We start from the raw sequence: 21,767 nt of genomic DNA, 5'->3' as shown, positions 1-21,767 counted from the left end.
GGGCTGAGGCCAGTTTTCCCCATTAACATCGTCGTTCGTCATTCATTTAACCCGTTAATATCCCTCCTCACTCCTTGTTCTGAGCAAAACTGGCTCTCAGCAGGCCGGATTTACTTAGTGTCGACAGGCCCTAGAGTAACACGACGCACACAACCTCCCTATGCTGTGAATGCCGCCGCACCCTTTAAACCTTTACCTCCCGGCTGTTACACTCGGCCGCGCCATTTTTCAGAGTCAGAACCTGTGTTGATAAATTCGTTACTCCGCCCTGTCACCCTTTCCTGCCTGCTGGTCCTCAGTGGCTGCCAGGCCATGCTGCCAACCCACAATAATGGTGAGCAGGCACCGGTCTACAGCCAGGAACAGCAACAACAGGCGAATGCGGCCGCCGATGAACTGTTCGACGAATATTATCAGTTTGCGGTTGAACAAAGCCCGGTTTTGCGCAGCCGGTTAGGAATCAGTGGCCAGTTTGAGTGGGACGACATCTCCCCTGAAGCCAGCGAGCAGCAGGTGGCGTTTTATCAGAATCTGCGCAGCCGTCTGCATGCCATTGATGAAGAAGCGTTGTCGGCCGATCATCAGGCCAGCTACCGCACGCTGTTATCCGATCTGGAATTTAATCTGTTAATGGTGCCGTTTGAGCATCATCAATACGCGTTCAGCCAAATGGGCGGCTGGCATACTCTGGTGGTCGATGTATTAATCAACAACCACCCGATCAGCAGTGTTCCCGAAGCCCGCGATTACATCAGCCGCATGGAAGCCGTCCCGGCGCTGTTCAAACGCTGGAGTGAAAATATCCGCAGTGCCGAGGAAGACGGGATTATTCCACCGGCGTTTGTGTATCCGGCGGTTGAAAGCAGCATTGAAGCCATTATCAGCGGCATTCCATTCGATAACGGCCCTGACGCCTCGCCCTTATGGGCCGACTTCAACAACAAACTCGACCAGCTGAATCTGTATCCATCCAGCCGTAAATTACTCGAACGCAAAGCACGTTCGGCCTTGCTGCAGGATGTATTACCGGCCTACCGCAATATTCTGGCGCTGGTACGCGAACAGAAGCAACGTGCCCCACAGCATCAGGCGGCACTGAATCTCACCGATGGCCTGCGTTACTACCAACTGCTACTGGCCCACTACACCAACAGCCAGTTTGATGCTGACCATATCCACCAGCTCGGTCTGGCCGAAGTTACCCGCATTCAACAGGCCATTATTGCCCTGATGCCAGCGCTCGGTTATCAGCCCGCCGACAGTCATGGTCAGAATCAGCTGCCTGCTTTTTTTCAGTGGATGGAAGAACGCAGTTATCGCTTCCCGGATGATCAGCAGGGCCGCGATGAATTTCTGGGTTATCAAAAGAATAAAGTGCGGCAAATGGCCGAACGTCTGCCCTACTTTTTCACCCGTCTGCCGGTCAGCCCGATCGTAGTCAAAGCGGTAGAAGATTACCGCCAGAGCAATGCACCGATTGCCTTTTATGAAGCGCCCTCGATGGACGGCACCCGTCCGGGCATTTATTACGTGAATCCGGCGCGTATGAACGACCTGCCGCGTTATCGTCTGGCGGCTCTCGCTTTTCACGAAGCCCTGCCCGGCCACCATATGCAGATTGCATTAACTCAGGAAAACGAACAGCTGCCGGATTTCCGCCGTAATCTCGGTTACAGCGCCTTCAGCGAAGGCTGGGCACTGTATGCTGAAAAACTGGCCGCCGAGATGGGCGCTTACGAATCGGCAGAAGAAGAATACGGCCGCCTGATTATGGAACTGTGGCGCGCCATGCGCCTGGTACTGGATACCGGACTGCACGCCAAAGGCTGGAGCCGTGAACAGGCCATCAGTTTCCGCCTGGAAAATACGCCGTTTTCCCGTGCCGACAGCGAGGCTGCAGTGAACCGCTACCTGGTGATGCCAGGTCAGGCCACCTCTTACAAAATGGGCGAATTACGCATTCTCTCCATCCGCCAACAGGTGAAAGACATTCTTGGCAGCCGCTTCGATCTGGCCGATTTTCATTCCGCGATTCTCAGTCAGGGCGCACTGCCACTGGATGTGCTGCAGGAATGGATGATCCGCTGGGCCAAACAGCAAAAACGCGCCGCCAGTGTTGCTGCAACGGCGAAACCCATCATCAAAGAATCCACAACAGCAACGAAGACTGACAGCACAGAGGTAACAACCGCTTCAGTCATGACTACCGAATAACGTCAGAACCGGCGACGGCATCGCGCACGGGCATGCCGCCGCTCACCGCCTCACTACCTCTGTCCTTTCAGGCCAGAGCGACTCAACGTCCAATACTGTCGATTGTTTCTCTGCCGGTGCTGCATTAGCCTGCATCAGGCAAAGGAATGCGTCAGGTCTTCTTCATCTGCTCCCGCCGATGTCAAACCCCCATGCATTCTTCTGCGCTGACGCCAGATAAACGTTATATATTCTCCGGACTTAATCTACAGGGATACAACCATGACAAGACTGTTATTCGTACTTCTGGCGATACTGCCATTGCCGGTGTTCGCCGACGCCAAATCGCTGGCATCGATAGAAAAAACTAAAGAACTGGCTGAAGCGGTCATGACCGATGTCGGCAATAACGCCATGCTCAAAGGCCTGGCCCTGTTAAAACCTTATGTTATGTTTTCAGAGTCGGAATTTAACGCGCAGATGAATAATGTCAGCACGCAGTTGCCGGTCATGGATCAGCACTATGGGAAATCGTTAGGGTACGACTTTGTCTCCAAAGAGCTGATCGGTGACACGCTGGTCAAATATATATTCTTGCAAAAATTTGAACGTCACCTGATGACCTGGCATTTTATTTTTTATAAACCGAAAGATAAATGGCTGCTGAATACCTTTTATTTTAACGACGACTCAGCGGCACTGTTTCTGCGCTGAGACGTGTGCTACAGGCACTCTCCGGACAATAAAAAAGAGCGGCGTTATTGCCGCTCTTTATCTTTCACGCTGTAACGTTTAAATAATGCATAGTCGTAGGGAATATTCATCGTCAGATCCCTTGCCTGCCATAACGCACCTTCTGACGGCCGGCAAAAATCGTAAGCTGGTTTCATAAAGTTAATACCTTCAGGGGCTTCCTGGTAGCGGTTAATCGTATCGTCGTAGAGCAATACCATACAACTGATACAGCGATAGTTACCGTCCGTTGCGGGATTGTTGTAGCAGGTTCCCACTCTGATGGTTAACCCCTGTTCACGGATCACATCCAGCAATAAACCCTCAGTCAGATGGATCAGTCCGCTCTGGGCATTTTCATCAATGGGATAATCATCCGCGATTTCAAGCCGTTCAAAGTGTTCCGCCCGGATGGCCTTCTGTTCTGCAGCTTTACGTTCAGGGTCGGTAATCTTGTTGATATCGAATGGATAGCGAACCTCGGCTGCATCAACAGCCATGGTAAAATCCTGGGCAGATGCCGAATGTTCAGCCCAGGCAGAATTCACTTCGCTATCTTCGCTTGTGGCTTCCTGTACATCATCCAGATCCGCAAATTCTTCTCCGCCCAGATGCAGCACGTTAATCCGGAAACTTTCCCAGTGGGTCGGAATATGATGAAAACCCACGACAAAATGCAGAAATAACATCATCAGAATGAGCACCACCAGCAGCGAACGCCCATGCTTATTCAGCCAGGACGTCGTTCCGTTTTTTTGCACATTATTATCCATATTTTTTCCTGAGCAGATGCAGCGTCATGATTAAAAGATCTGACAACGCGCGACAATAACAAAGGCGCGACAATAACAGACACACGACGATAAACCAGTGGCCAGCATGCGGCAGAAAAACAGAGTGCGCCCCTCTGTAAACAGCTCTGGCTGATCAACCTTCCCTGCTGCCACCATCTGGCAAATACAAAAAAGCCCGGAAATCCGGGCTTCTTCACAGCGGTCTGAGCGCCAGCATCAGTAACGCAATTCGATACCGGCCTGCCAGTAGCGGTCATCGGCCGGTGTGGCTTTAACCACCACACCGGTCGTGTCTGTGGCCACAATACGCCGATGACGCATCTGGCCCAGCTCTGCGGTCAGCCATAACGCACCACGCCAATGAAACTCGCCACCAAACCCCAGCTTCCAGTTGGTGTAATTAGCCTTAAACGTACCGGTCTGGCCTTTGACTTCTTCGACCCAGACGCCACCAGCCGGACGCAAATGCACATAGGACGATAAATCATTGCTCCAGCGCGTCTGAATTCTGGTTCGCGGAAACCCCAATAATACTTCGGTATCGCGCGTTGGCTTAGCGGCCATGGCAATGACCGGGCGTGGATTAAAATCGCCGAATTCACGATTAACGGTGATACCGAACTGCCAGAAAGCACCGCTGCGACGATAAATCCGGCCAATCAGATCGGCATTCATCGCCAGGCTCTCGCTGTCGAGCACATTTAAATCGGTCATAAAACCGGGTTCTGCGCGTAATAAAAACTCTGCGCTTTTGCCACGCTTCTGACGATATTCCAGTGGCAAAGACATCCAGAAATAATCGTTCTGCAAGGCGGTGGTACCAGTCCAGCGGAACTTGCTCATATCCAGATGGAACGACGAACTGACCTGCTCTGCACCACGTGTCTTACGTTCCAGCGGCAGTGTCAGACTCAGCTCGCTGCGGCCAAATTCAGTTCCTGCACCGCTGTCCGGTGTCGCCGGGCCTTCGTTCGCCCAATACAAACCATCTGCCACGGCGGCACAGCTGCATAAGCACGCAGCCAGCAGTGCGCCGATTTTACGTACATCAGTCATCATCGGTATAAAGGTCATTATATGCATCCTGAACGCTGGCATAACTGGCCAGTGCGCCTGTCGATTGTTCATTTTTACGGACTTTATCCAGTGCGGTCAGAACATTGAGGACGTTATCAAAGCCTTCAATAACATCGGCTGGCGCATCCACTTCTTTCAAAAGATCAGTGTAGTTGGCGACGAACTCATACGCTTCGGTTTCGGCGCGACGCTGAGCCGGTGTGGCACTTTCATCCATGCGGCCAATCACATCGACAACATTGAGTAATGATTTGGCGGCTTCGCTGTCACCGTCCACCGCTTCGTTCAGAATAAAACTGTTGAGAAAATTGGATGCCTCGGCAATGGCAGACACTTGCTGCGTTTGCCCACCCAGCGCCTGAAAATCACCATTGGATAAAAAACCATCTTCATAAAGACGCTGGGTCAGCGCCGGAATCTGGCTGGAATTGATGGTGCCGGAAAAAAACTCCGCACTGATGCGGCTGAGTTTTTCCGCACGGTAGGAAAAAGAGACTTTATCACTGCTGTCGGTCGTTACACGATTCGCCGCAGGCGTGGCTGAGCCGGTCGCCGCGGCCTCACGGCTTGCAGCCGCCTGGCTGCTGTCGCCGTTCAGTGCATCGGTTGTTGAAGCAACGCTTTTACCCAACATCGCCAGCAGGTTCTGATAACCGGACGAGGAATTATTGATATCCACCTGACATCCTCCCAAAGAGACTGGAAAGAAAGGAGCAATTACCAGGCCAGACGAATAATCCTATTAATAATCAATAATTTATAAACAAAAGCGGCAATCACTCGCCGCTTAGCGTCAGCTTTTTGCCGTTACTTTTCCTTTTGGCCATCCGCTTCCTGAGCCGCACCGGGTTCACGGGCACGACGGGTAATATGCTGACGCAGACTGTGTACGCCCCAGTACACCGCAGCCAGAACGACCGGTAAGGCAATACCTTTCAGCAGATCGCTGTTGATATTCAGCCCCGCCGCTTTCAGGGCGGTAAAAGCAATGCCGAGCAAGGCCAGAATGTAGTAACCGATGGCCACCACCGATAACCCTTCCACCGTTTGCTGTAACCGCAACTGCAACTGACTGCGGCGGTTCATCGACGACAGCAGATGCTGGTTCTGCTCCTGAATCGACAGGTCGACACGGGTGCGTAACAGACTGGTGGTGCGGTTGATGCGGCGCGATAAATCTTCCAGCCGGTCACGTACCGAATTACAGGTTTTAATACCCGGCGTCAGACGCCGCTCAAGAAATTCACGCAGGCTCTGCATGCCTTCTATTGGGCTTTCTTTCAGCTGGCGCAGGCGGTCACGCACCAGATCGTGGTAGGCCACGGCCGCCGAAAAACGGAAGTTGGTGTTGGAACGGTGACGTTCCACTTCGGCCGCCAGTTGTGACAATTCCTGCAGCAGGACACGCTCATCTTTACCGGCATCAATATCGGAAATACTCTGATTCAGCGTCGCCAGACTGTCTTCAATACGGCTTAATTCGCCGCCCATCTGGCGTGCAATCGGCAGCGCCATTAATGACATCAGGCGGTAGGTTTCCAGCTCAAATAAACGCTGCACCAGACGCCCGGTCTGATACGGCGTCAATTGCTGCGTCGTGGTTGCCGCGCCTTTATTGCACACCACAATGCGGCCAAAGCCATCAGAATGCAGTTTAAACGCGGTCCATACCTGGGCTTTATCATCGGCCACCCAGGCGCCGGATACGCGCTGTCCTTCAAACCAGCGCTGGATCTGCTTATCGTCCGGCAGGCTGTCGACCAGGGCCAGATTCACCGCCACCACCAGCTCACCGGGCATCGCCGCCAGCCAGTCTTTGGGCACAAAGCTCAGTGCATCGGCAGAGAAAGGCTCCACATCGGGACAGATAAAGGTGAAGTTGGCAAACTCCAGATGGCGCTCCCAGCGCAGCTCAAAACCACCAAAATCCTGATACAGGCAGGACGATTCCGGTGCTGGTGCGGGCACGCTGAAACGCCGGCAAAGATCGACCACATGGGCATGCAGATCTTCGCGGTTATCGTTCAGCAGAACAGTGAAATGAGCAACGTGACAGCTGCCTTCGATGATGGGTGAAGGACGGTTATGCAGCTCTTCATACAAAGCCGAACGCCATGGATGCACCTTCAGAGCGACCGAAGGTGCGGCGATGTCCGGTGCCTGATCCGTTAAGGCGTGTTTCATAATTCCATCCCGCTGCCTGCTATAAAAGTGCGCGGATTCTACCCAAGCAGACGCACAGATGCGACTGTTCAGGCCTGTTCGCGCTCTTTTCCAACAACCGTGGCCGCTGCCGGCAACAATTCACTCAACGGCATACTCAACGCTTCGCGCCGCTGAGCCAGCCACTGTTGTTGCCAGCTCTGCAACGCCGTAAAAGCAGAAGCTGCAATATTGTCAGGTAACGGCTGCTGTAATTCGTGCAAGGTCAGCGATTGAAAAAACTGCTCCAGCTTCAGACTATGCAGATCGGCCACCCATACCCAATGCTGGTCCTGGGTTTGAGTTGCCCAGCCCTGCTGCTGAAACTCCTGCAACAAACGTCCGACATCTGCCGGAGGCAAGTCCCGAGCCTGCCGACACAAGCGCGCTTCATCCGGTAAACGACCCGACTGTTGCTCCTGCCATAACGTCTGCAGCAACAGTAATCGCTGCCATAGTGCTGGCAGGCGACGCTTCTGGCTGCGGACATGGCTCAGGCTGTAACTCAGCTCCGCGCCCAGCAGCAATAACATCCAGGCCAGATAAATCCACAGCAAAAACAAAGGCACCGCCGCAAAAGCCCCGTAAATAAGCTGATACGACGGAAATAACCCCACCGCTTTGGCAAACAGGAACTTGCCCGCTTCAAATACCGTGGCCACCAGCACCGCAGCCAACAGCGCATTGCGCCAAGGCACCCGGCAATTGGGCACCAGCATATACAGCGCACAAATCGCCCCGCTGCTCAGCAGCCAGGGCAGCAAGCGCACCGGCAAAGCAATCTGATCGGTGACGGTATCCTGCCATAATGGCAATGCCGCCAGCAGCGAGCTGGCGGCAAAGGCAGCACCAAACAACAGCGGGCCAAGACTGAGTACCGCCCAATAGCGGAAGAAGGTTTGCAACCCGGAACGCGGTTTGTCGACATTCCAGATACGGTTGAACTGCATCTCGATGGTACGCAGCAGCATAAAAGCAGTAACAAACAGAAAGGCCACACCGACCCAGGTCAGCTTGCGTGCCTGCTGGCTGAACTGTACTAAATAGGCCGAAATGGTTTCGCTGCCCTCTGGCATAACATAAGCCAGAAGCTCCCCGTGGGCCTGATCGCCCCAGCTTTGCAATTCCGGAATCGCGCTGAGAATGGCGTAGGTCACTGTGATTACCGGCACCAGCGCAAACAGTGTGGTGTAAGTTAAGGCGGCGGCATCACGACGTCGCTCTTCGCCCTCAAAGCGTTTGAGCGTCTGCCATAACACCCGGCCAGTCAGACGCAAGCGCCGCCAGAGACGGCGCACAGGCGTAATGATGGCCGCAGAGTCCTGCCCGCTGAATGTCATACACAAGTTCCTGATCGTAGAAATACAATGCCGCCAGACATAAAAACAGCGCCTTTTTACGCAAGCTTTTCCTTCCGGGCGGCATCCTTTGTTAAGATGTCGGCCATTAAAATATCGGCCTACACAGGCATCGTACTCAGATGCTATCCACTGGTTGCCCGTGAACGTCCGGCACCACTGACAGAGGACAACGTAAAGCATGAGCGAAATACAGATCTATCACAATCCTCGCTGTTCCAAATCCCGCGAAACCCTGGCACTGCTGCAGGAGCTGGGTATCGAGCCCGGCGTGATCGAATATCTCAAGGATGTCCCTTCCGCCGCAGAACTGAAAAGCGTACTGAGCAAACTGGGCATCGGCGCGCGCGACCTGCTGCGCACAAAAGAAGCCGAATACAAAGAAGCCGGTCTCGACAACCTGAACCTCAGCGACGATGACATCATTGCCGCCATGTGCGCACACCCAAAGCTGATTGAGCGCCCGATTGTGATTAACGGTTCGCAGGCGCGCATTGGTCGTCCGCCACAACAGGTTCTGGAGATTCTGTAATGGCTCAGCCTTACGTTCTGGTGCTGTATTACAGCCGTCATGGTAAAACGGAGCGCATGGCGCAGCAGATGGCACGCGGCATTGAAAAAGTCAGCGGCATGGAAGCACGCCTGCGCACCGTGCCGGAAGTCTCGGCCAATACCGACGCCAGCCTGCCAGCGGTACCGGACAGCGGCGCGGTGTACTGCAGCGCCGATGACCTGAAGCACTGCGCCGGGCTGCTGCTCGGCAGTCCGACCCGCTTCGGCAACATGGCGGCACCGCTGAAGTTCTTCCTCGACGGCACCAGCCCACTGTGGCTGACCGGTGCCCTGATCAACAAACCGGCCGGGGTGTTTACCTCCAGCTCGTCATTGCATGGCGGCCAGGAAAGTACCCTGCTGAGCATGGCGCTGCCACTGTTGCATCACGGTATGGTGTTTGCCGGTATTCCTTACAGTGAAGCGGCCCTGCTGAATACCCAGAGCGGTGGTACGCCTTATGGTGCCAGCCACTGGGCCGGTGCCGATAACAATAACGACCTGAGTACGGCGGAAAGCCAGCTCTGTCAGGCACAGGGACAACGCATTGCATCCCTGGCCAAAGCGCTGGCGGAGGCCACAGTATGAAAACCTTAAATGCATACCGCATTATGTTGGCCAGCTATCTGGCGATTCTGCTGGTGCTACTGTACGGCACCCTGAGCAACGCCCCGGCTGGTAGCGAAGGCTCGGCAAATTACGCCGTTGGTGTACTCTGGTGGCTGATTAAAATTCTGCCCTTCCTGCTGTTTATTCCCGGCCTGATCAAGCGCTCACACAAAGCGGCGGCCTGGCTGTCTTATCTGTCGATTCTGAGCTTCGCCATTCTGGTCGGGCTGGGCTCCATTGTCGCCGCCAGTCTGTGCATCGTGTTGTTTCTCAGCAGCATGCTCTATACCCGCTGGGCTAAAGCCGATGCTGCTGCCATCAACTCTGCAACTAAGACCGCTCACGAATAATAAGGAATGCATAACCATGAAACTGACCGTGTATTTATCCGGCGAAATTCACACCGGCTGGCGTGAAGAGATTGCCCGTGGCGTTAAAGACGCCGGGCTGGACGTTGAACTGACCGGGCCAAATACCAACCATGGCGCCAGCGACGACTGTGGCGACCAGATTCTGGGCGCCGAAGAAAAGGCCTTCTGGAAAGATCATAAAGCCGCCAAAATCAACGCCCTGCGCACCCGCAAGCTGATGGCTGAAGCGGATATTGTGGTGGTGCGTTTTGGTGATCAATACAAACAATGGAATGCCGCCTTTGATGCAGGCTACGCTGCGGAAATCGCTGATCGTGCAACACGACCCGGCCCTGACTCACCCGCTGAAAGAAGTGGATGCCGCCGCACTGGCGGTGTGTGAAACACCTCTGCAGGTGGTGGAGATTCTGCGTTATATCAACCGCGACAGCTGATCGGCCCAAATACCGATAGCGCTGCAGCAATAAAGCCCGGGAGCCTGCTACAGGCTCCCGCGGTAAGAACGATTATTCGTCGTCCCAATCACCGTCGGTACTGTCATCCGCAATCTCAGTGGTTACGGATTCGCCACATTTAGCGCACTTGCCTTCGATAAAGATCACACCTTCCTGCTCAAACTCCACCGGCTCAACCATGCCCAGGTCGGCTTCCATACAGTTGTTACACCAGGTCTGGCTCAGGAAAGCATCCTGATCTTCTTTATCACGTGCGTAAAAATCGCGTTCGGTTCGTTCCATTGTGTTACTCCGGTTTTAATACTAAATGACCACATGATGGCATGAAATTATCGAGATATTTCCCGAAAATAACTGGCGACTATTCTACGCTGTATAACAAAGCCTGAATATGGACCTGTCTATGAATATCAAAAACCAGCTGATTCTGACCATCGTCGCCAGTACGCTCTGCGCGGTCATTCTCACGGCACTGGTTGGCAGTCAGACATCCATCAGTACAGCTCAGGAAGGTGCCGACGCACAGGTGATGCAAGCACTCATAAGTCGCCGCGATCTTAACAAAGCCAGCATCGAACGCTATCTGGCCACGCTGGAGTCGCAGCTGGTCACACTGAGCAGCAGCCCGCTGATACAACAGGCCAGCGTACTGCTGAAAACGGCTTTTTTTGATTACCCGTTACAGTACGGCGAATCCCTAAACGAACAACCGCTGAAGAAATACTATGCCAACGATTTCAACGCCACCTTCGCACAACTGAATGATGGTAAAGACTCGCCACAGCAGCAGGTTTACGCCAGCCTGAGCGATAACGCCCGTTACCTGCAAAGCGCGTATATTTCCGGCAACAGCCATCCATTGGGGGCCAAGTCAGAGCTGGATGCCCTCGGCAACGGCACCGAATACGACGAACTGCATCGCACCATTCATCCCTATCTGCGCCAGTTCCAGCAACGCTTTGGTTATTACGACGTATTCATTGCTGATGCTGATAGCGGACATATTATTTATTCTGTATTCAAAGAGCTGGATTTTGCTACATCGCTGCGCACCGGGCCTTACAAAGACAGCGGCATTGCCGCTGTCTTTAATAAAGCCATGGCATTGCCTGAGGGTGAAGTCGCTTTCAGCGATTTTGCCGTGTATCTGCCGTCCTACAATGCACCGGCATCTTTTATCGCTACTCCCATTTTCACCGATGGTAAACGCAGCGGAGTTCTTATTTTCCAGATGCCGGTGGATAAAATTAACGGCATTATGACCAACGACAGCCGCTGGGCAGAAGTTGGTTTTGGTCATTCCGGTGAAAGCTACCTGGTCGGTAACGACCTGACACCGCGCAGCCAGAGCCGCTTCTTGATTGAAGATAAACCCGCTTACCTGCAGGCCTTGCAGCAGTCGGGCTTACCCAAAACACTGTTAAATGAAATCGACCAGCGTAATTCCTCCATTGGTCTGCAACCACTGGACACCCCGTCCGTCAGAAAAGCGCTGCAGGGCGAAAGTGGCGTACACACCATCGATGATTACCGTGATGTGCCGGTACTGTCGGCGTATACCTATATCGACTTTGTTGGCACACGCTGGGCGCTGATCAGTGAAATTGATCGTGACGAGGCCTATGCCGCTGTCAGCACAATGACCACAACCCTTATGCGCAACAGCATTATTCTGGTTGTGGTGATGGCTGCACTGATGACGCTGATAGGAATATGGAGCGGCAACCGGGTTACCCGCCCGATTGTCAACGTGGTCAACCGTATCCGTCAGGTGGCTGAACGCCGTGAACTCAATGCCACGTTCAGCGAACAGGGGGCAGCGGAATTTGTGCAACTTGGCCAGGCACTGAATCAACTGTTCCGTCAGCTGCAATCCTTTTTCGGTGAAATGCAGCAGACGGCTGATACCCTCAATCACCATGCGCAACAATTGCGGACCGCCAGCAACGAAACCGCAGACCAGGTAATGCAACAAAATGAAGAAGTGAATTCAGCGGCCACGGCCACGACCGAAGTCAGCGCTTCCGTCAGCGAAGTCGCCGGGCATGCCGAACTGGCGGCAGAGAACATGCGTACTACCCGTAACCGGGTAAAAGAAAGCCATGAAATGTCCAACACTGCCCGCACCACGATTAATAAACTGCAGCAGAATATGACCCAATCCATCGCTGGCATGGAGCAACTGGCGCAAGAAAGCGAAGGCATTGGTGCTGTACTGGATGTGATTCAAACCATCGCCGAGCAGACCAACCTGCTGGCGCTGAACGCCGCCATTGAAGCTGCCCGTGCCGGTGAGCAAGGACGGGGCTTTGCAGTTGTTGCCGATGAAGTCCGAACACTGGCTTCCCGCACCGCACAAAGTACCGAAGAAATTCGTAATAAGATTCAGTCATTACAACAGTGTGTCAGCAGCGCACAACAGGCCATGAGCACCTCACAGGAAGGCACCGACGACAGTCTGGATAAAGTCGAAGGAACCGCACGATTAATGGACGAAGTATCAACGCTGATTGATCAGATGGAAGAAATGAGCGCGCAGATTGCCACCGCCGCCGAAGAACAAAGCAGCGTCACCACAGAAATCAGCCGCAATATTACCCACGTAAAAGATCTGTCCGATAACATCCTGGATGCAACGGCGATGATTCAGAATTCCAGTACCGATCTGGATACCATTACCGTTACTATCCGTAATCAGATTGGGGAATTTAAATTCTGATTGTCTGAGCACCATCATTATCCGTCGTGCAGCGGTCATGCTGCTGTGCGACGCAAAAAATGCTGCTCTCTTCTTTGGATCATATCCACTTCGCGCTAAAAAATATCCGTCTGGCACAAATGACTCTGCGCAACCGCGGGCTTTATCTGCATTCTAAGGCGGACACTCTTAACGACGACGCCACGGAGCACCCATGATCACGCTGCATCACCTGAATAATTCACGCTCACAACGCATTATCTGGTTACTGGAAGAGCTGGGGGTCGATTACGACATCAAACGCTATGAACGTGACAGTAAAACATCACTGGCGCCCGCCAGCCTTAAAGCCATCCATCCACTGGGTAAATCGCCGGTGATCACCGACGGTGAGCAGACCATTGCCGAATCCGGCCTGATTATCGAATATTTAATCCGCAATTATGGTAAAGAGCGCTTCCTGCCGGAAGAAGGTTCTGCGCCATACTGGCAATACCTATACTGGCTGCACTATGCCGAAGGCTCTCTGATGCCATTGATGGTGATGTCATTGATTTTCAATAAAATCAAAACCGCCCCGATGCCATTTTTTATTAAGCCGATCGCCCGTGGCATTGCCGATAAAGTAATGCAGAGCTACGTTGGCCCCAATGTGCTGAATAACCTGCGTTATATTGAGCAGCACCTGGGCAGCACCCCATGGTTTGCCGGAGAGCAGATGACCGGCGCCGATTTCCAGCTGATTTTTCCATTAGAAGCCGCCTTAAACCGCGGCAGTTCCGCCAACGATTATCCGAATATCAGCGCCTGGGTAAAACGCGTGCATGCACTGCCCACTTACCAGACCGCGCTGCAAAAAGGCGGACCTTACGATTACGCCTGAGCAGTAGACAATCTGCTGATCAAAATCGCTGAAAACAATCGTTAAAAGCAAGGGCAGACCGCCAGGGCTGTTAGCCGTGGCTGTCATGCCTTGCCGGGCACCGCTATAATCAGTTCTGATTTTTCCTCTGGAGTGCTTATGCCCGGTTTTCTGCAACGCCACTTTCCACGCCTGTCTGTCTTTCTTAAACCCGGCCTGTTGGCATTACTTATTGCCGGTTGCGCCACCGCCGGCATTGGCTTCAACGCTGACGAACTGTTTGGCAAAACCGTCATTAGCGATCGCCGCGCCGAGGTCAACAGCGCACCTGCACGCCACTATCGTGAAGAAATACGCCCCATTCTGGAAAACCGCTGCGTGGTCTGCCACGGCTGCTATGACGCCCCCTGCCAGCTTAAATTATCGTCTGCGGATGGCATTATGCGTGGCGCCAACAAAACGAAGGTATATGACGGCACCCGGATTCTGGCCAGTGAGCCCACGCGTCTCGGCATTGATGCTCAAACGACTGAACAATGGCGCAATAAAGACTTTTTTCCGGTTATCAATGAACGTTCCCAAACGCCAGACATTAACCTGCAAAACAGCGTGCTGTATCAAATGCTGGCTTTAAAAGCGAACAACCCGATGCCGGCAGACAAAATTCTTGACGATGACGATTTTGAACTGGGCCTGAACCGCAGCCAACAGTGTCCGACCCAGGAAGAATTCGCCCAATTTGCCGATGAACATCCGCTTTGGGGGATGCCGTATGCTTTGCCAGCGCTCAGTAACGATGAATATTCAAAGCTCACAGGCTGGCTTAAAAGCGGTGCAGCACTGTCAGCCGATCTCCCCTTGCCAGATTCATTACAGGCCGAAATTGAACACTGGGAAGCGTTCCTGAATCAGGATAATTTAAAGCAGCAACTGGTCAGCCGTTATATCTACGAGCATTTGTTTCTTGCCAGCCTGTATTTTTCTCCGCAGCCATTATTCCGCAATCAGCAGCCCAACAAACGGCCTGAATACTTTTTCAAACTGGTACGCTCTGCCACACCTCCGGGCCTGCCGATCAGTCCGGTAGCAACACGCAGGCCATATGATGATCCTCAGGTTAAGCGGGTTTATTATCGTCTGCTGCGTGACAGCAGCAGCGTTGTTGCCAAAACCCATATGCCCTACCGCCTGAATAACGAACGGATGGACTGGATCAAAGCGCTGTTTATCGAGCCGGAATACAGCGTTGACCAACTGCCCGACTATAAGCCGGAAACCGCTGCCAATCCGTTTATTGCCTTTGCCCAGCTACCGGTCAACGCCCGCTATCGCTTTATGCTGGAAGAAGCGGAATATATCATTACCGGATTTATTAAAGGGCCTGTCTGCCGCGGTCAGGTTGCTCTGAATGTAATCGACGATCATTTCTGGGTATTTTTTGTCGATCCGAAAATGCAGGAAGATGCAGGCTACAGCCAATTTCTGATTGATCAGAGTGAGAACCTGCGTCTGCCAGGCGAAGCGGAAAGTAACTCCGGTATTATTGCCAACTGGTTACGTTACTCCAGTTTGCACAACGAATACCTGGATGCCAAAAATGCCGCGCTGCGGGAAAAATTTCCGGATGGCCAACCGGTCGACCTGAGCCTGATCTGGCCGGGTAATGACAGCGTGTACAGCAACTCAAATTCGGCGAATAGCAATATTCATAATCCTAATGCCGCTTTAACTATTTTCCGCCATTTTGACAGCTCTACCGTGGTGAAAGGTATGGTCGGCCAGCATCCCAAAACCGCGTGGGTGATTAATTATTCATTACTGGAACGCATTCATTACCTGCTGGTCGCTGAATTTGATGTTTATGGCAATATCGGCCATCAGCTGATGACCCGCCTGTATATGGATTTTCTGCGCATGGAGGGTGAATTCAATTTCCTTGCGCTGCTGCCGCAGAAAGAGCGTCTGCGTCTGGCCGACTACTGGTACCGCGACGCTTCTGACAGCGTTAAAAAACACCTGGTCAACTACCAGAACCATATTCTGACCGATCCGGCCATCGAATATCACAGCCAGAATCCACAGGCCGAGTTGTACGAAAAACTGCGCCAGCGCCTGCAGCCGGTTTTGGAAACGAAATACAGCCTTGCCCGTCAGCTGATGCCACAACACCTGAATACCCTTAATGGCATTAACCGTGTTCAGGGAAAGGCGGCAACATTGATGCCTGAAATATCGCTGTTATTACTGGAAAATATGCAAGGGGACAGCCAGGTATTTACCCTGATGCGCAATAGCGGTCACAGCAATCTGACCGGCCTGCTGTATGAAGAAAACAACCGTCTGCCGCAGGAAGATTATCTGACTCTGGTGCCCGGTATTATCGGCGCCTATCCGTCGGCGTATTACCGCGTCTCGTCATTCCGCCTGAAGGATTTTGTCAGTGCCGTGGCGGGCCTGAAAGACGAAGACGATTACGAAAAACTGGCAGACCGTTTTGCTGTGCGCCGCACCGATGCACAGTTTTGGGCGCACAGCGATCAGGTGCATGAGTGGTATTTACGCAATGATCCGCTGAATGCCGGACTGCTGGATTATAACCGTCTGGAAAATCGCTAAGCTGCTCAGCCCGCAGCAAACAAGAATCGTTGTTTGCTGTCGCTCGGTGTAAGACCCGACCAGCGTTTAAACGCGCGGCGAAAATTGGTGGTGTCATTAAAATTCAGATAATGCGCCACCTGCTCGTTGGTCCAGCCATTAATGTGAAATAAATACAGGCACACATGCAGCCGTGCCTGATCCTGTAATTGCTGAAAATGGCAGTGGTGCTTATGCAGTTTCCGCTTAAAAGTTGCCGGGCTCATGGCAAAAGCCTGAGCCACTTCGGGCAGGCTCTGCGGCGCACGTAACTGCTGAGTTAGATAGTGGTATACCGCTTCATTAAATCCGTTCATCGCCACGTCCTCACCGATCAGTAACTGCGCTTCACGCAACGCAACCTGATAAGCCGTTGCAGAACCCCGAGGCCAGGCTTTTTGCAGCCAGTGTTTTTCAATCATCATCACATCCACACCTACTGAAAAGTGCAGATCCGGGCCCAAATACACCTGATATTGCTCATCCTGCGCAGGCTGCGCGTAGCTGAAGCCATAGCGCCAGGGTAAGGTTTCCTGCGCCAGCCAGCGGCTCATGGCGGTTAAACCGGTCATTGCCGTTTCCACCATAAAACGCCGTTCATCCTGCAGACCGCACGCATCCAGCCACTGCACGTAACAATAACGCTCGTCCTGATAAATACGGGGAACCAGCAGTGGTGATAAAAACCGTCGATAATCTACCAGCGCCTGCAGCGCCCGCTCCAGATCCGGAGCATTGGCCAATAATTGACTGAATACGCCGTAATGTCCGGGCCACAAACTGTCTCCCCAGCGAAAGCTGAGGTCTTCTTGCGGTAATAATTTCCGCCCGTTTGTAATTAACTGCTGTAATTGCGCGGGTGAAAGGTAATGACTTCCGGTCAGAATATCCTCATAAAAAAGACCGCTGCCGCGCAGTATTTTATGGCTGGAAATATCGCGTGCCAGCAACAGGTCAAGCAGCAGCGCCGGCTGATGATGAGCGGCAATAAACCGCTCGTCACGCTCATACCAGCGACCGCAATACATCGTCATGCAGCCAGAAAACAGCCATGCTGACGCTGTGCCGTCAGCAAGGCCTGATTTACCCGCTCAATGCTCCGGGCAGGCAGATCGCCGGGGCGGCATTCAGTCAGGCCAATGCTGATGCGTTGATAGAGTGTTTCTCCGGTGTGGCTGTGTTTAAAGGCAAAATGCTGTACCGCCAGCTCCAGCTCCTGTGCCAACTGCAATGCGGCCTCGCCTTCGGTACCGGGCAACAACAATGCGAAACGGTCGCCGGCATAACGGCAGATCAGATCGCTCTGACGCAGATTCAACAACAGCAGTTCAGCAATTTCGCGCACCAGACGGTCCCCTTCACGATGACCAAAACGACGGTTAACACTGCTGAAATCGTTAATATCAACCATCATCAGCGTCATCGGCCGGGTGCTGTTTAAATGCAGTTGTAATTGCTCTTTTAAATAATCGGCGCGCCCGAGTTGGGTCAGGCCATCAATAAAACGATGCTCGCGGAATAACCGCTCACGTTTGGCCAATTGCCGGTTAATCGACAGTTGCTCACTGTGCCAGTGAAATAAACCGTAGGTTAATAGTGCAATGCCGACCGGCATAGCAACCGATTCCAGCCAGGCGTCCCACCACTGCTCTGCAGGAATACGGATAAATTCATCCAGATTATCCTGCCACATTGCCAGAAAAATAAATCCCAACCCCAGCGTCAACAGATCAGTTACCCTGCCCGCCGGGCGACTGCCCAGAATCAACAGCATCCAGATGGCCACCGCGACCGCACTGCCGCCCTCACCTAAAACATCCAGCCAATCAATTTCACGCCAGTGTTTGGCATCACCAACCATTACCGACGCTATAACCGATGCCAACGCTAAACCAAAAACCAACAGTAATTTGCGCCGATGTAAAAACAACGTGCTGAACATAAATAATACCGGCTAATCAATAATGGCTGGCATAACTAGCAGGGCTTTATGACAACTGCATGACAAATCGAGATATGAACGTTAATGCGGCACAAATCACCCCGGGGGTTAATTCGGCTCAGTACGGCGCAGCATTATTTGCGTTTATACCGGCAGTTTTTTGCCTATCACAATCTGTGGTTATTCCTGCCCTGAACGAGCTCAGCCATCCTGTAAACATCAACGCAAGCCTTAACCCTGATCGTCTGTTGCACAATGTTGACACCTCCTGCCGTTATCAGTCACAAGGGTTAAATCGGATCATTATCGGGCCGAAAGCCGCTGAAAACCGTGGTTTTCTGCTGCATCACCGATTGGCTGTCACAGAACCGTCATACGCTCTTTCTACCGTCGCGCCACCTGCTGCCCACCAGGATCTGTCGACAGGCCCTGGGGCAGATATAAAAACGATCGATAAAGAACGACATGGAGACGAGCATGAATTTTTGCATTAAGCCACTGGCGGCGATCATTGCCCTCAGCTGTGCGGCACTGGCCCAGGCCGATGGCAACCTCGAAGGGCGGATCAGCGACACCCGCAATCAAACCGTATACAGCGGCGCCGTTATCCGTCTGGAAATGCTGGGCGATGCCAGCATGAACCGTGAAGTGCTGGCTGCCAAAGGTGGACGCTTTCGATTACCGCAGGTTCCGGCCGGTGATTATCTGCTGAGTACCGTGGTCGGTGGCAAGACCGTCGACAGCCGCACCATCACCATCCGCGATGGTGAAACCCTGACCGCCAATATTGTGCTGAACAACGCACAACAAGACGTAGAAGAAATTCTGGTGATTGGTCAGGCAGCACAAATGCAACGTGCTCTTGATCGCCAGCGTTACGCCGACAATATGATCAGCGTTATTAATGCCGATGCCATTGGTCAATTACCGGATGCCAACGCTGCCGAAGCCTTACAGCGGGTGCCGGGTTTATCCATCGAACGTGATCAGGGCGAAGGCCGTTTTGTCCGTATCCGTGGCATCAGCTCCGATTTAAACAGCGTGACCGTTAACGGTACGCAAATTCCGGCGCCGGAAGCTGGCAGTCGTTCAGTAGCCCTCGACGTAATTCCATCCAATTTGCTCAGCTCGCTGGTGGTCACCAAAACCCTGACGCCGGATATGGATGCTAACGCCATTGGTGGTGCGGTTGAAATCAACAGCATCTCAGCGCTCGACCGTGAAGGGGCATTTTATTCCGCCGCCACGCAGCTGAGTTATGACGAACAGAGCGAGCACACGAATCCGGCTTATTCCGTTGCTGGCGGTAATACCTTTGATTTCGGTAATGACCGTCGTTTGGGTGTCGCGGCGGCACTGAGTTTTGATAACCGCAAATTTGGCTCAGACAACGTTGAAACCGGTGGTGCCTGGGGTTTTGATAACGGCGCAAAACTCGAAGAACTGGAACAACGCGAATACAGCATTGAGCGTGAACGCTTAGGGGCGGCACTGAACCTGGATTACGAGCATGGCGTTAATCACAGTTTTTATATGCACAACCTGTACAGCAAATTCAGCGATAACGAACAGCGGGTTGCAAACGAAATTGAATTTGCCGATGCCATTGCTCAGGGTGAAAGCAGCGATGCTGAAGTCGTTCGCTCGCTGAAAGATCGTGAAGAAACGCAAAAAATTATCTCCTCAACCCTGGGCGCCAATCATTTTATCGGTGACTGGACCGTGGAATATAAAGTCGGCATCAGCAAAGCCTCTGAAGATGAACCCGACACCATCGCCGGCGCTGATTTTGTCAGCACCGCCGATATTTCCGGCCTCAGCTTCAGCAACAGCCGTAAACCACGCATTAACGCCCCTTCCGCATTTTATGATCCGGCCCAATACGAGCTGGATAAAATCGAGCGTACACGCAGCTATACCGAAGACAAACAGACCATGGCACAGCTGGATATCACCCGGGATTTTGATCTGGCGGATTATCCTGCACTGGTAAAGTTTGGTGCGAAAACCAAAATGCGTGAAAAATCTCAGGATGCCGATACCTGGAAATATAAAGACCTGTCAGAAGACAGCTCTGTTTCGATGAGTGATTTCGCCAGTGGCGAACGCGATTACAGTCTGGGACGTTTTGGGCCGGGAATTTCCAGCAATAAAGTGCGCAGCTATATGGCAACTCTGGATCGTGCCGACGCATTCGATGATGAAGATTCCGTACTGGAAGACTACGACATCGACGAAGATATCAATGCCGGTTACCTGATGGGCCGTATTGATGCTGACGAACTGCGGGTTATTGCCGGTGTGCGTTATGAGCAAACCAAAATCAGCGCGCGCGGTAATGCCCTGAACCAGAGCGATGAACTGGTTACCGTTAAAAAAGACAACGACTACAGCCATGTACTGCCATCGGTACAGGCACGCTGGCAGCTGGCTGACAGTACTCAGGTACGTGCAGCCTGGACCAACGCCGTCGTTCGCCCGACCTTTGAACAGATGCGCCCGAACTTTACCGATGACGGCAGCGAAGCCGAACTGGGTAACCCGGATCTGAAAGCACTGGAAGCGGCCAACTTTGACCTTGGTATCGAACATTTTATGGGCAGTGCCGGTACTCTGTCGGCCTTTGTTTTCCGTAAAAAAATCGACAATTTTATTTACGAAACCGATCTGGCAGGCTCTGCTGACTACGCCGCGTATGACGAGGTAATTACTTTCCGTAATGGCGACCAGGCTACGCTGAACGGTCTGGAACTGGCGTTTTCCCACAAACTGGACATGCTGCCAGCACCCTTTAATGGCTTGCTGCTTGCGGCCAACACCACCTTTACCCGTTCAGATGCAACGGTTTCAGCTTATGACAGCGGCACACTACTGCAGCGTGATATCAGCCTGCCGAATCAATCAGACGTTACCGGCAACTTTATTATCGGTTACGAAAATGAGCGCCTGAGCATGCGTCTGGCAACCAACTATAAATCGGAATATCTGGCCGAAGTCGGCAATCTGGAAAACAGCAAAGGGGATGTTTACCAAAGCGCCCAGACCCAGCTCGATTTTAATGCCTCTTACAAAATGACCGAGCAACTGAAACTCAGTTTTGAAGTCGCCAATATTACCGACGAGCCGTATTACGCCTACGTCAATAAAGAACGCTACAACGCGCAGTATGAAGACTACGGTCCGACCTACCGTGTGGGTATCAGCTACACCAGTTTCTGATTGTCAGAAGCCAGCCGGACCTGTTATGGGTCCGGTTTTTAACGTGCTGATTACTAACGAATGCCGTTC

The 21,767-nt window shown here is 52.7% G+C and carries 18 protein-coding genes and 1 pseudogene; 11 read left to right on the top strand and 8 right to left on the bottom strand.

What is annotated here, in order from left to right:
• Positions 1-312 precede the first annotated feature (312 nt).
• Together NYR02_RS05785 and NYR02_RS05780 are read left to right on the top strand one after the other, a co-directional pair.
• Complete coding sequence (locus NYR02_RS05785; protein WP_260975435.1) at positions 313-2,214, top strand: DUF885 domain-containing protein; 1,902 nt, start codon at positions 313-315, stop codon at positions 2,212-2,214.
• A gap of 261 nt (positions 2,215-2,475) precedes the next feature.
• Entirely contained in the window at positions 2,476-2,907 is a 432-nt protein-coding gene (locus NYR02_RS05780) for a hypothetical protein (protein ID WP_260975434.1), read from the top strand.
• Between the two features lie 44 nt (positions 2,908-2,951).
• Here the strand turns inward: NYR02_RS05780 and NYR02_RS05775 are convergent, their stop codons facing one another.
• The 5 genes from NYR02_RS05775 to NYR02_RS05755 all read right to left on the bottom strand — a co-directional run bounded on the left by NYR02_RS05775 (position 2,952) and on the right by NYR02_RS05755 (position 8,338).
• Positions 2,952-3,698: a hypothetical protein gene (locus tag NYR02_RS05775; RefSeq protein WP_260975433.1), complete on the bottom strand. Its 747-nt coding sequence runs from the start codon at positions 3,696-3,698 to the stop codon at positions 2,952-2,954.
• A gap of 237 nt (positions 3,699-3,935) precedes the next feature.
• A complete protein-coding gene (locus NYR02_RS05770) occupies positions 3,936-4,793 on the bottom strand; it encodes a hypothetical protein (RefSeq protein WP_260975432.1) in 858 nt (285 codons plus the stop codon).
• Positions 4,768-5,475 carry a hypothetical protein gene (locus tag NYR02_RS05765; protein ID WP_260975431.1) on the bottom strand — a complete coding sequence of 236 codons (708 nt, stop codon included), beginning with the start codon at positions 5,473-5,475 and terminating at the stop codon, positions 4,768-4,770. The genes NYR02_RS05770 and NYR02_RS05765 overlap by 26 nt, the downstream gene beginning before the upstream one ends.
• A gap of 128 nt (positions 5,476-5,603) precedes the next feature.
• A complete protein-coding gene (locus NYR02_RS05760; RefSeq protein ID WP_260975430.1) occupies positions 5,604-6,980 on the bottom strand; it encodes a DUF3422 family protein in 1,377 nt (458 codons plus the stop codon).
• A gap of 68 nt (positions 6,981-7,048) precedes the next feature.
• A complete protein-coding gene (locus NYR02_RS05755) occupies positions 7,049-8,338 on the bottom strand; it encodes a YihY family inner membrane protein (RefSeq protein WP_260975429.1) in 1,290 nt (429 codons plus the stop codon).
• Positions 8,339-8,537: 199 nt separating this feature from the next.
• Between NYR02_RS05755 and arsC the strand changes: the two genes are divergently transcribed.
• The 4 genes and pseudogenes from arsC (at position 8,538) to NYR02_RS05735 (ending at position 10,322) form a co-directional block, all read left to right on the top strand.
• On the top strand, positions 8,538-8,888 hold the full coding sequence (gene arsC, locus NYR02_RS05750) for an arsenate reductase (glutaredoxin) (protein ID WP_260975428.1): 351 nt from the start codon (positions 8,538-8,540) through the stop codon (positions 8,886-8,888).
• Positions 8,888-9,496: an NAD(P)H:quinone oxidoreductase gene (wrbA, locus tag NYR02_RS05745; RefSeq protein ID WP_260975427.1), complete on the top strand. Its 609-nt coding sequence runs from the start codon at positions 8,888-8,890 to the stop codon at positions 9,494-9,496. The genes arsC and wrbA overlap by 1 nt, the downstream gene beginning before the upstream one ends.
• On the top strand, positions 9,493-9,867 hold the full coding sequence (locus NYR02_RS05740; RefSeq protein ID WP_260975426.1) for a DUF2069 domain-containing protein: 375 nt from the start codon (positions 9,493-9,495) through the stop codon (positions 9,865-9,867). The genes wrbA and NYR02_RS05740 overlap by 4 nt, the downstream gene beginning before the upstream one ends.
• Before the next feature lie 16 nt (positions 9,868-9,883).
• A pseudogene (locus NYR02_RS05735) lies at positions 9,884-10,322 on the top strand (YtoQ family protein).
• A 72-nt stretch (positions 10,323-10,394) separates the two neighbouring features.
• On the opposite strand, the gene NYR02_RS05730 reads toward NYR02_RS05735, so the two are convergent.
• Positions 10,395-10,625, bottom strand: coding sequence for a hypothetical protein (locus tag NYR02_RS05730; RefSeq protein WP_260975425.1), 231 nt, complete (start codon positions 10,623-10,625; stop codon positions 10,395-10,397).
• Positions 10,626-10,746: 121 nt separating this feature from the next.
• Here NYR02_RS05730 and NYR02_RS05725 point away from each other — a divergent pair, with 121 nt between their 5' ends.
• The 3 genes from NYR02_RS05725 to NYR02_RS05715 all read left to right on the top strand — a co-directional run bounded on the left by NYR02_RS05725 (position 10,747) and on the right by NYR02_RS05715 (position 16,519).
• The gene (locus NYR02_RS05725; RefSeq protein ID WP_260975424.1) at positions 10,747-13,062 is read left to right on the top strand and encodes a methyl-accepting chemotaxis protein; all 2,316 of its coding nucleotides are present in this window, start codon (positions 10,747-10,749) and stop codon (positions 13,060-13,062) included.
• Between the two features lie 193 nt (positions 13,063-13,255).
• Positions 13,256-13,924 carry a glutathione S-transferase gene (locus NYR02_RS05720; RefSeq protein WP_260975423.1) on the top strand — a complete coding sequence of 223 codons (669 nt, stop codon included), beginning with the start codon at positions 13,256-13,258 and terminating at the stop codon, positions 13,922-13,924.
• Positions 13,925-14,062: 138 nt separating this feature from the next.
• Positions 14,063-16,519, top strand: coding sequence for a fatty acid cis/trans isomerase (locus tag NYR02_RS05715; RefSeq protein ID WP_260975422.1), 2,457 nt, complete (start codon positions 14,063-14,065; stop codon positions 16,517-16,519).
• 5 nt (positions 16,520-16,524) lie between these two features.
• Here NYR02_RS05715 and NYR02_RS05710 read toward each other — a convergent pair whose 3' ends face one another.
• Positions 16,525-17,571: an AraC family transcriptional regulator gene (locus NYR02_RS05710; protein WP_260975421.1), complete on the bottom strand. Its 1,047-nt coding sequence runs from the start codon at positions 17,569-17,571 to the stop codon at positions 16,525-16,527.
• Positions 17,568-18,479 carry a diguanylate cyclase domain-containing protein gene (locus NYR02_RS05705; protein WP_260975420.1) on the bottom strand — a complete coding sequence of 304 codons (912 nt, stop codon included), beginning with the start codon at positions 18,477-18,479 and terminating at the stop codon, positions 17,568-17,570. Before NYR02_RS05705 ends, NYR02_RS05710 begins: the two co-directional genes overlap by 4 nt.
• A 59-nt stretch (positions 18,480-18,538) precedes the next feature.
• Here NYR02_RS05705 and NYR02_RS05700 point away from each other — a divergent pair, with 59 nt between their 5' ends.
• Together NYR02_RS05700 and NYR02_RS05695 are read left to right on the top strand one after the other, a co-directional pair.
• On the top strand, positions 18,539-18,973 hold the full coding sequence (locus NYR02_RS05700; RefSeq protein WP_260975419.1) for a hypothetical protein: 435 nt from the start codon (positions 18,539-18,541) through the stop codon (positions 18,971-18,973).
• On the top strand, positions 18,957-21,698 hold the full coding sequence (locus tag NYR02_RS05695; protein WP_260975418.1) for a TonB-dependent receptor: 2,742 nt from the start codon (positions 18,957-18,959) through the stop codon (positions 21,696-21,698). Before NYR02_RS05700 ends, NYR02_RS05695 begins: the two co-directional genes overlap by 17 nt.
• Positions 21,699-21,767 lie beyond the last annotated feature (69 nt).

The sequence above is a fragment of the Thalassolituus pacificus genome (genome assembly GCF_025318105.1).
Classification (GTDB): Bacteria; Pseudomonadota; Gammaproteobacteria; order Pseudomonadales; family Oceanobacteraceae; genus Venatoribacter; species Venatoribacter pacificus.
This window is presented reverse-complemented; position numbering and strand designations above follow the sequence as displayed.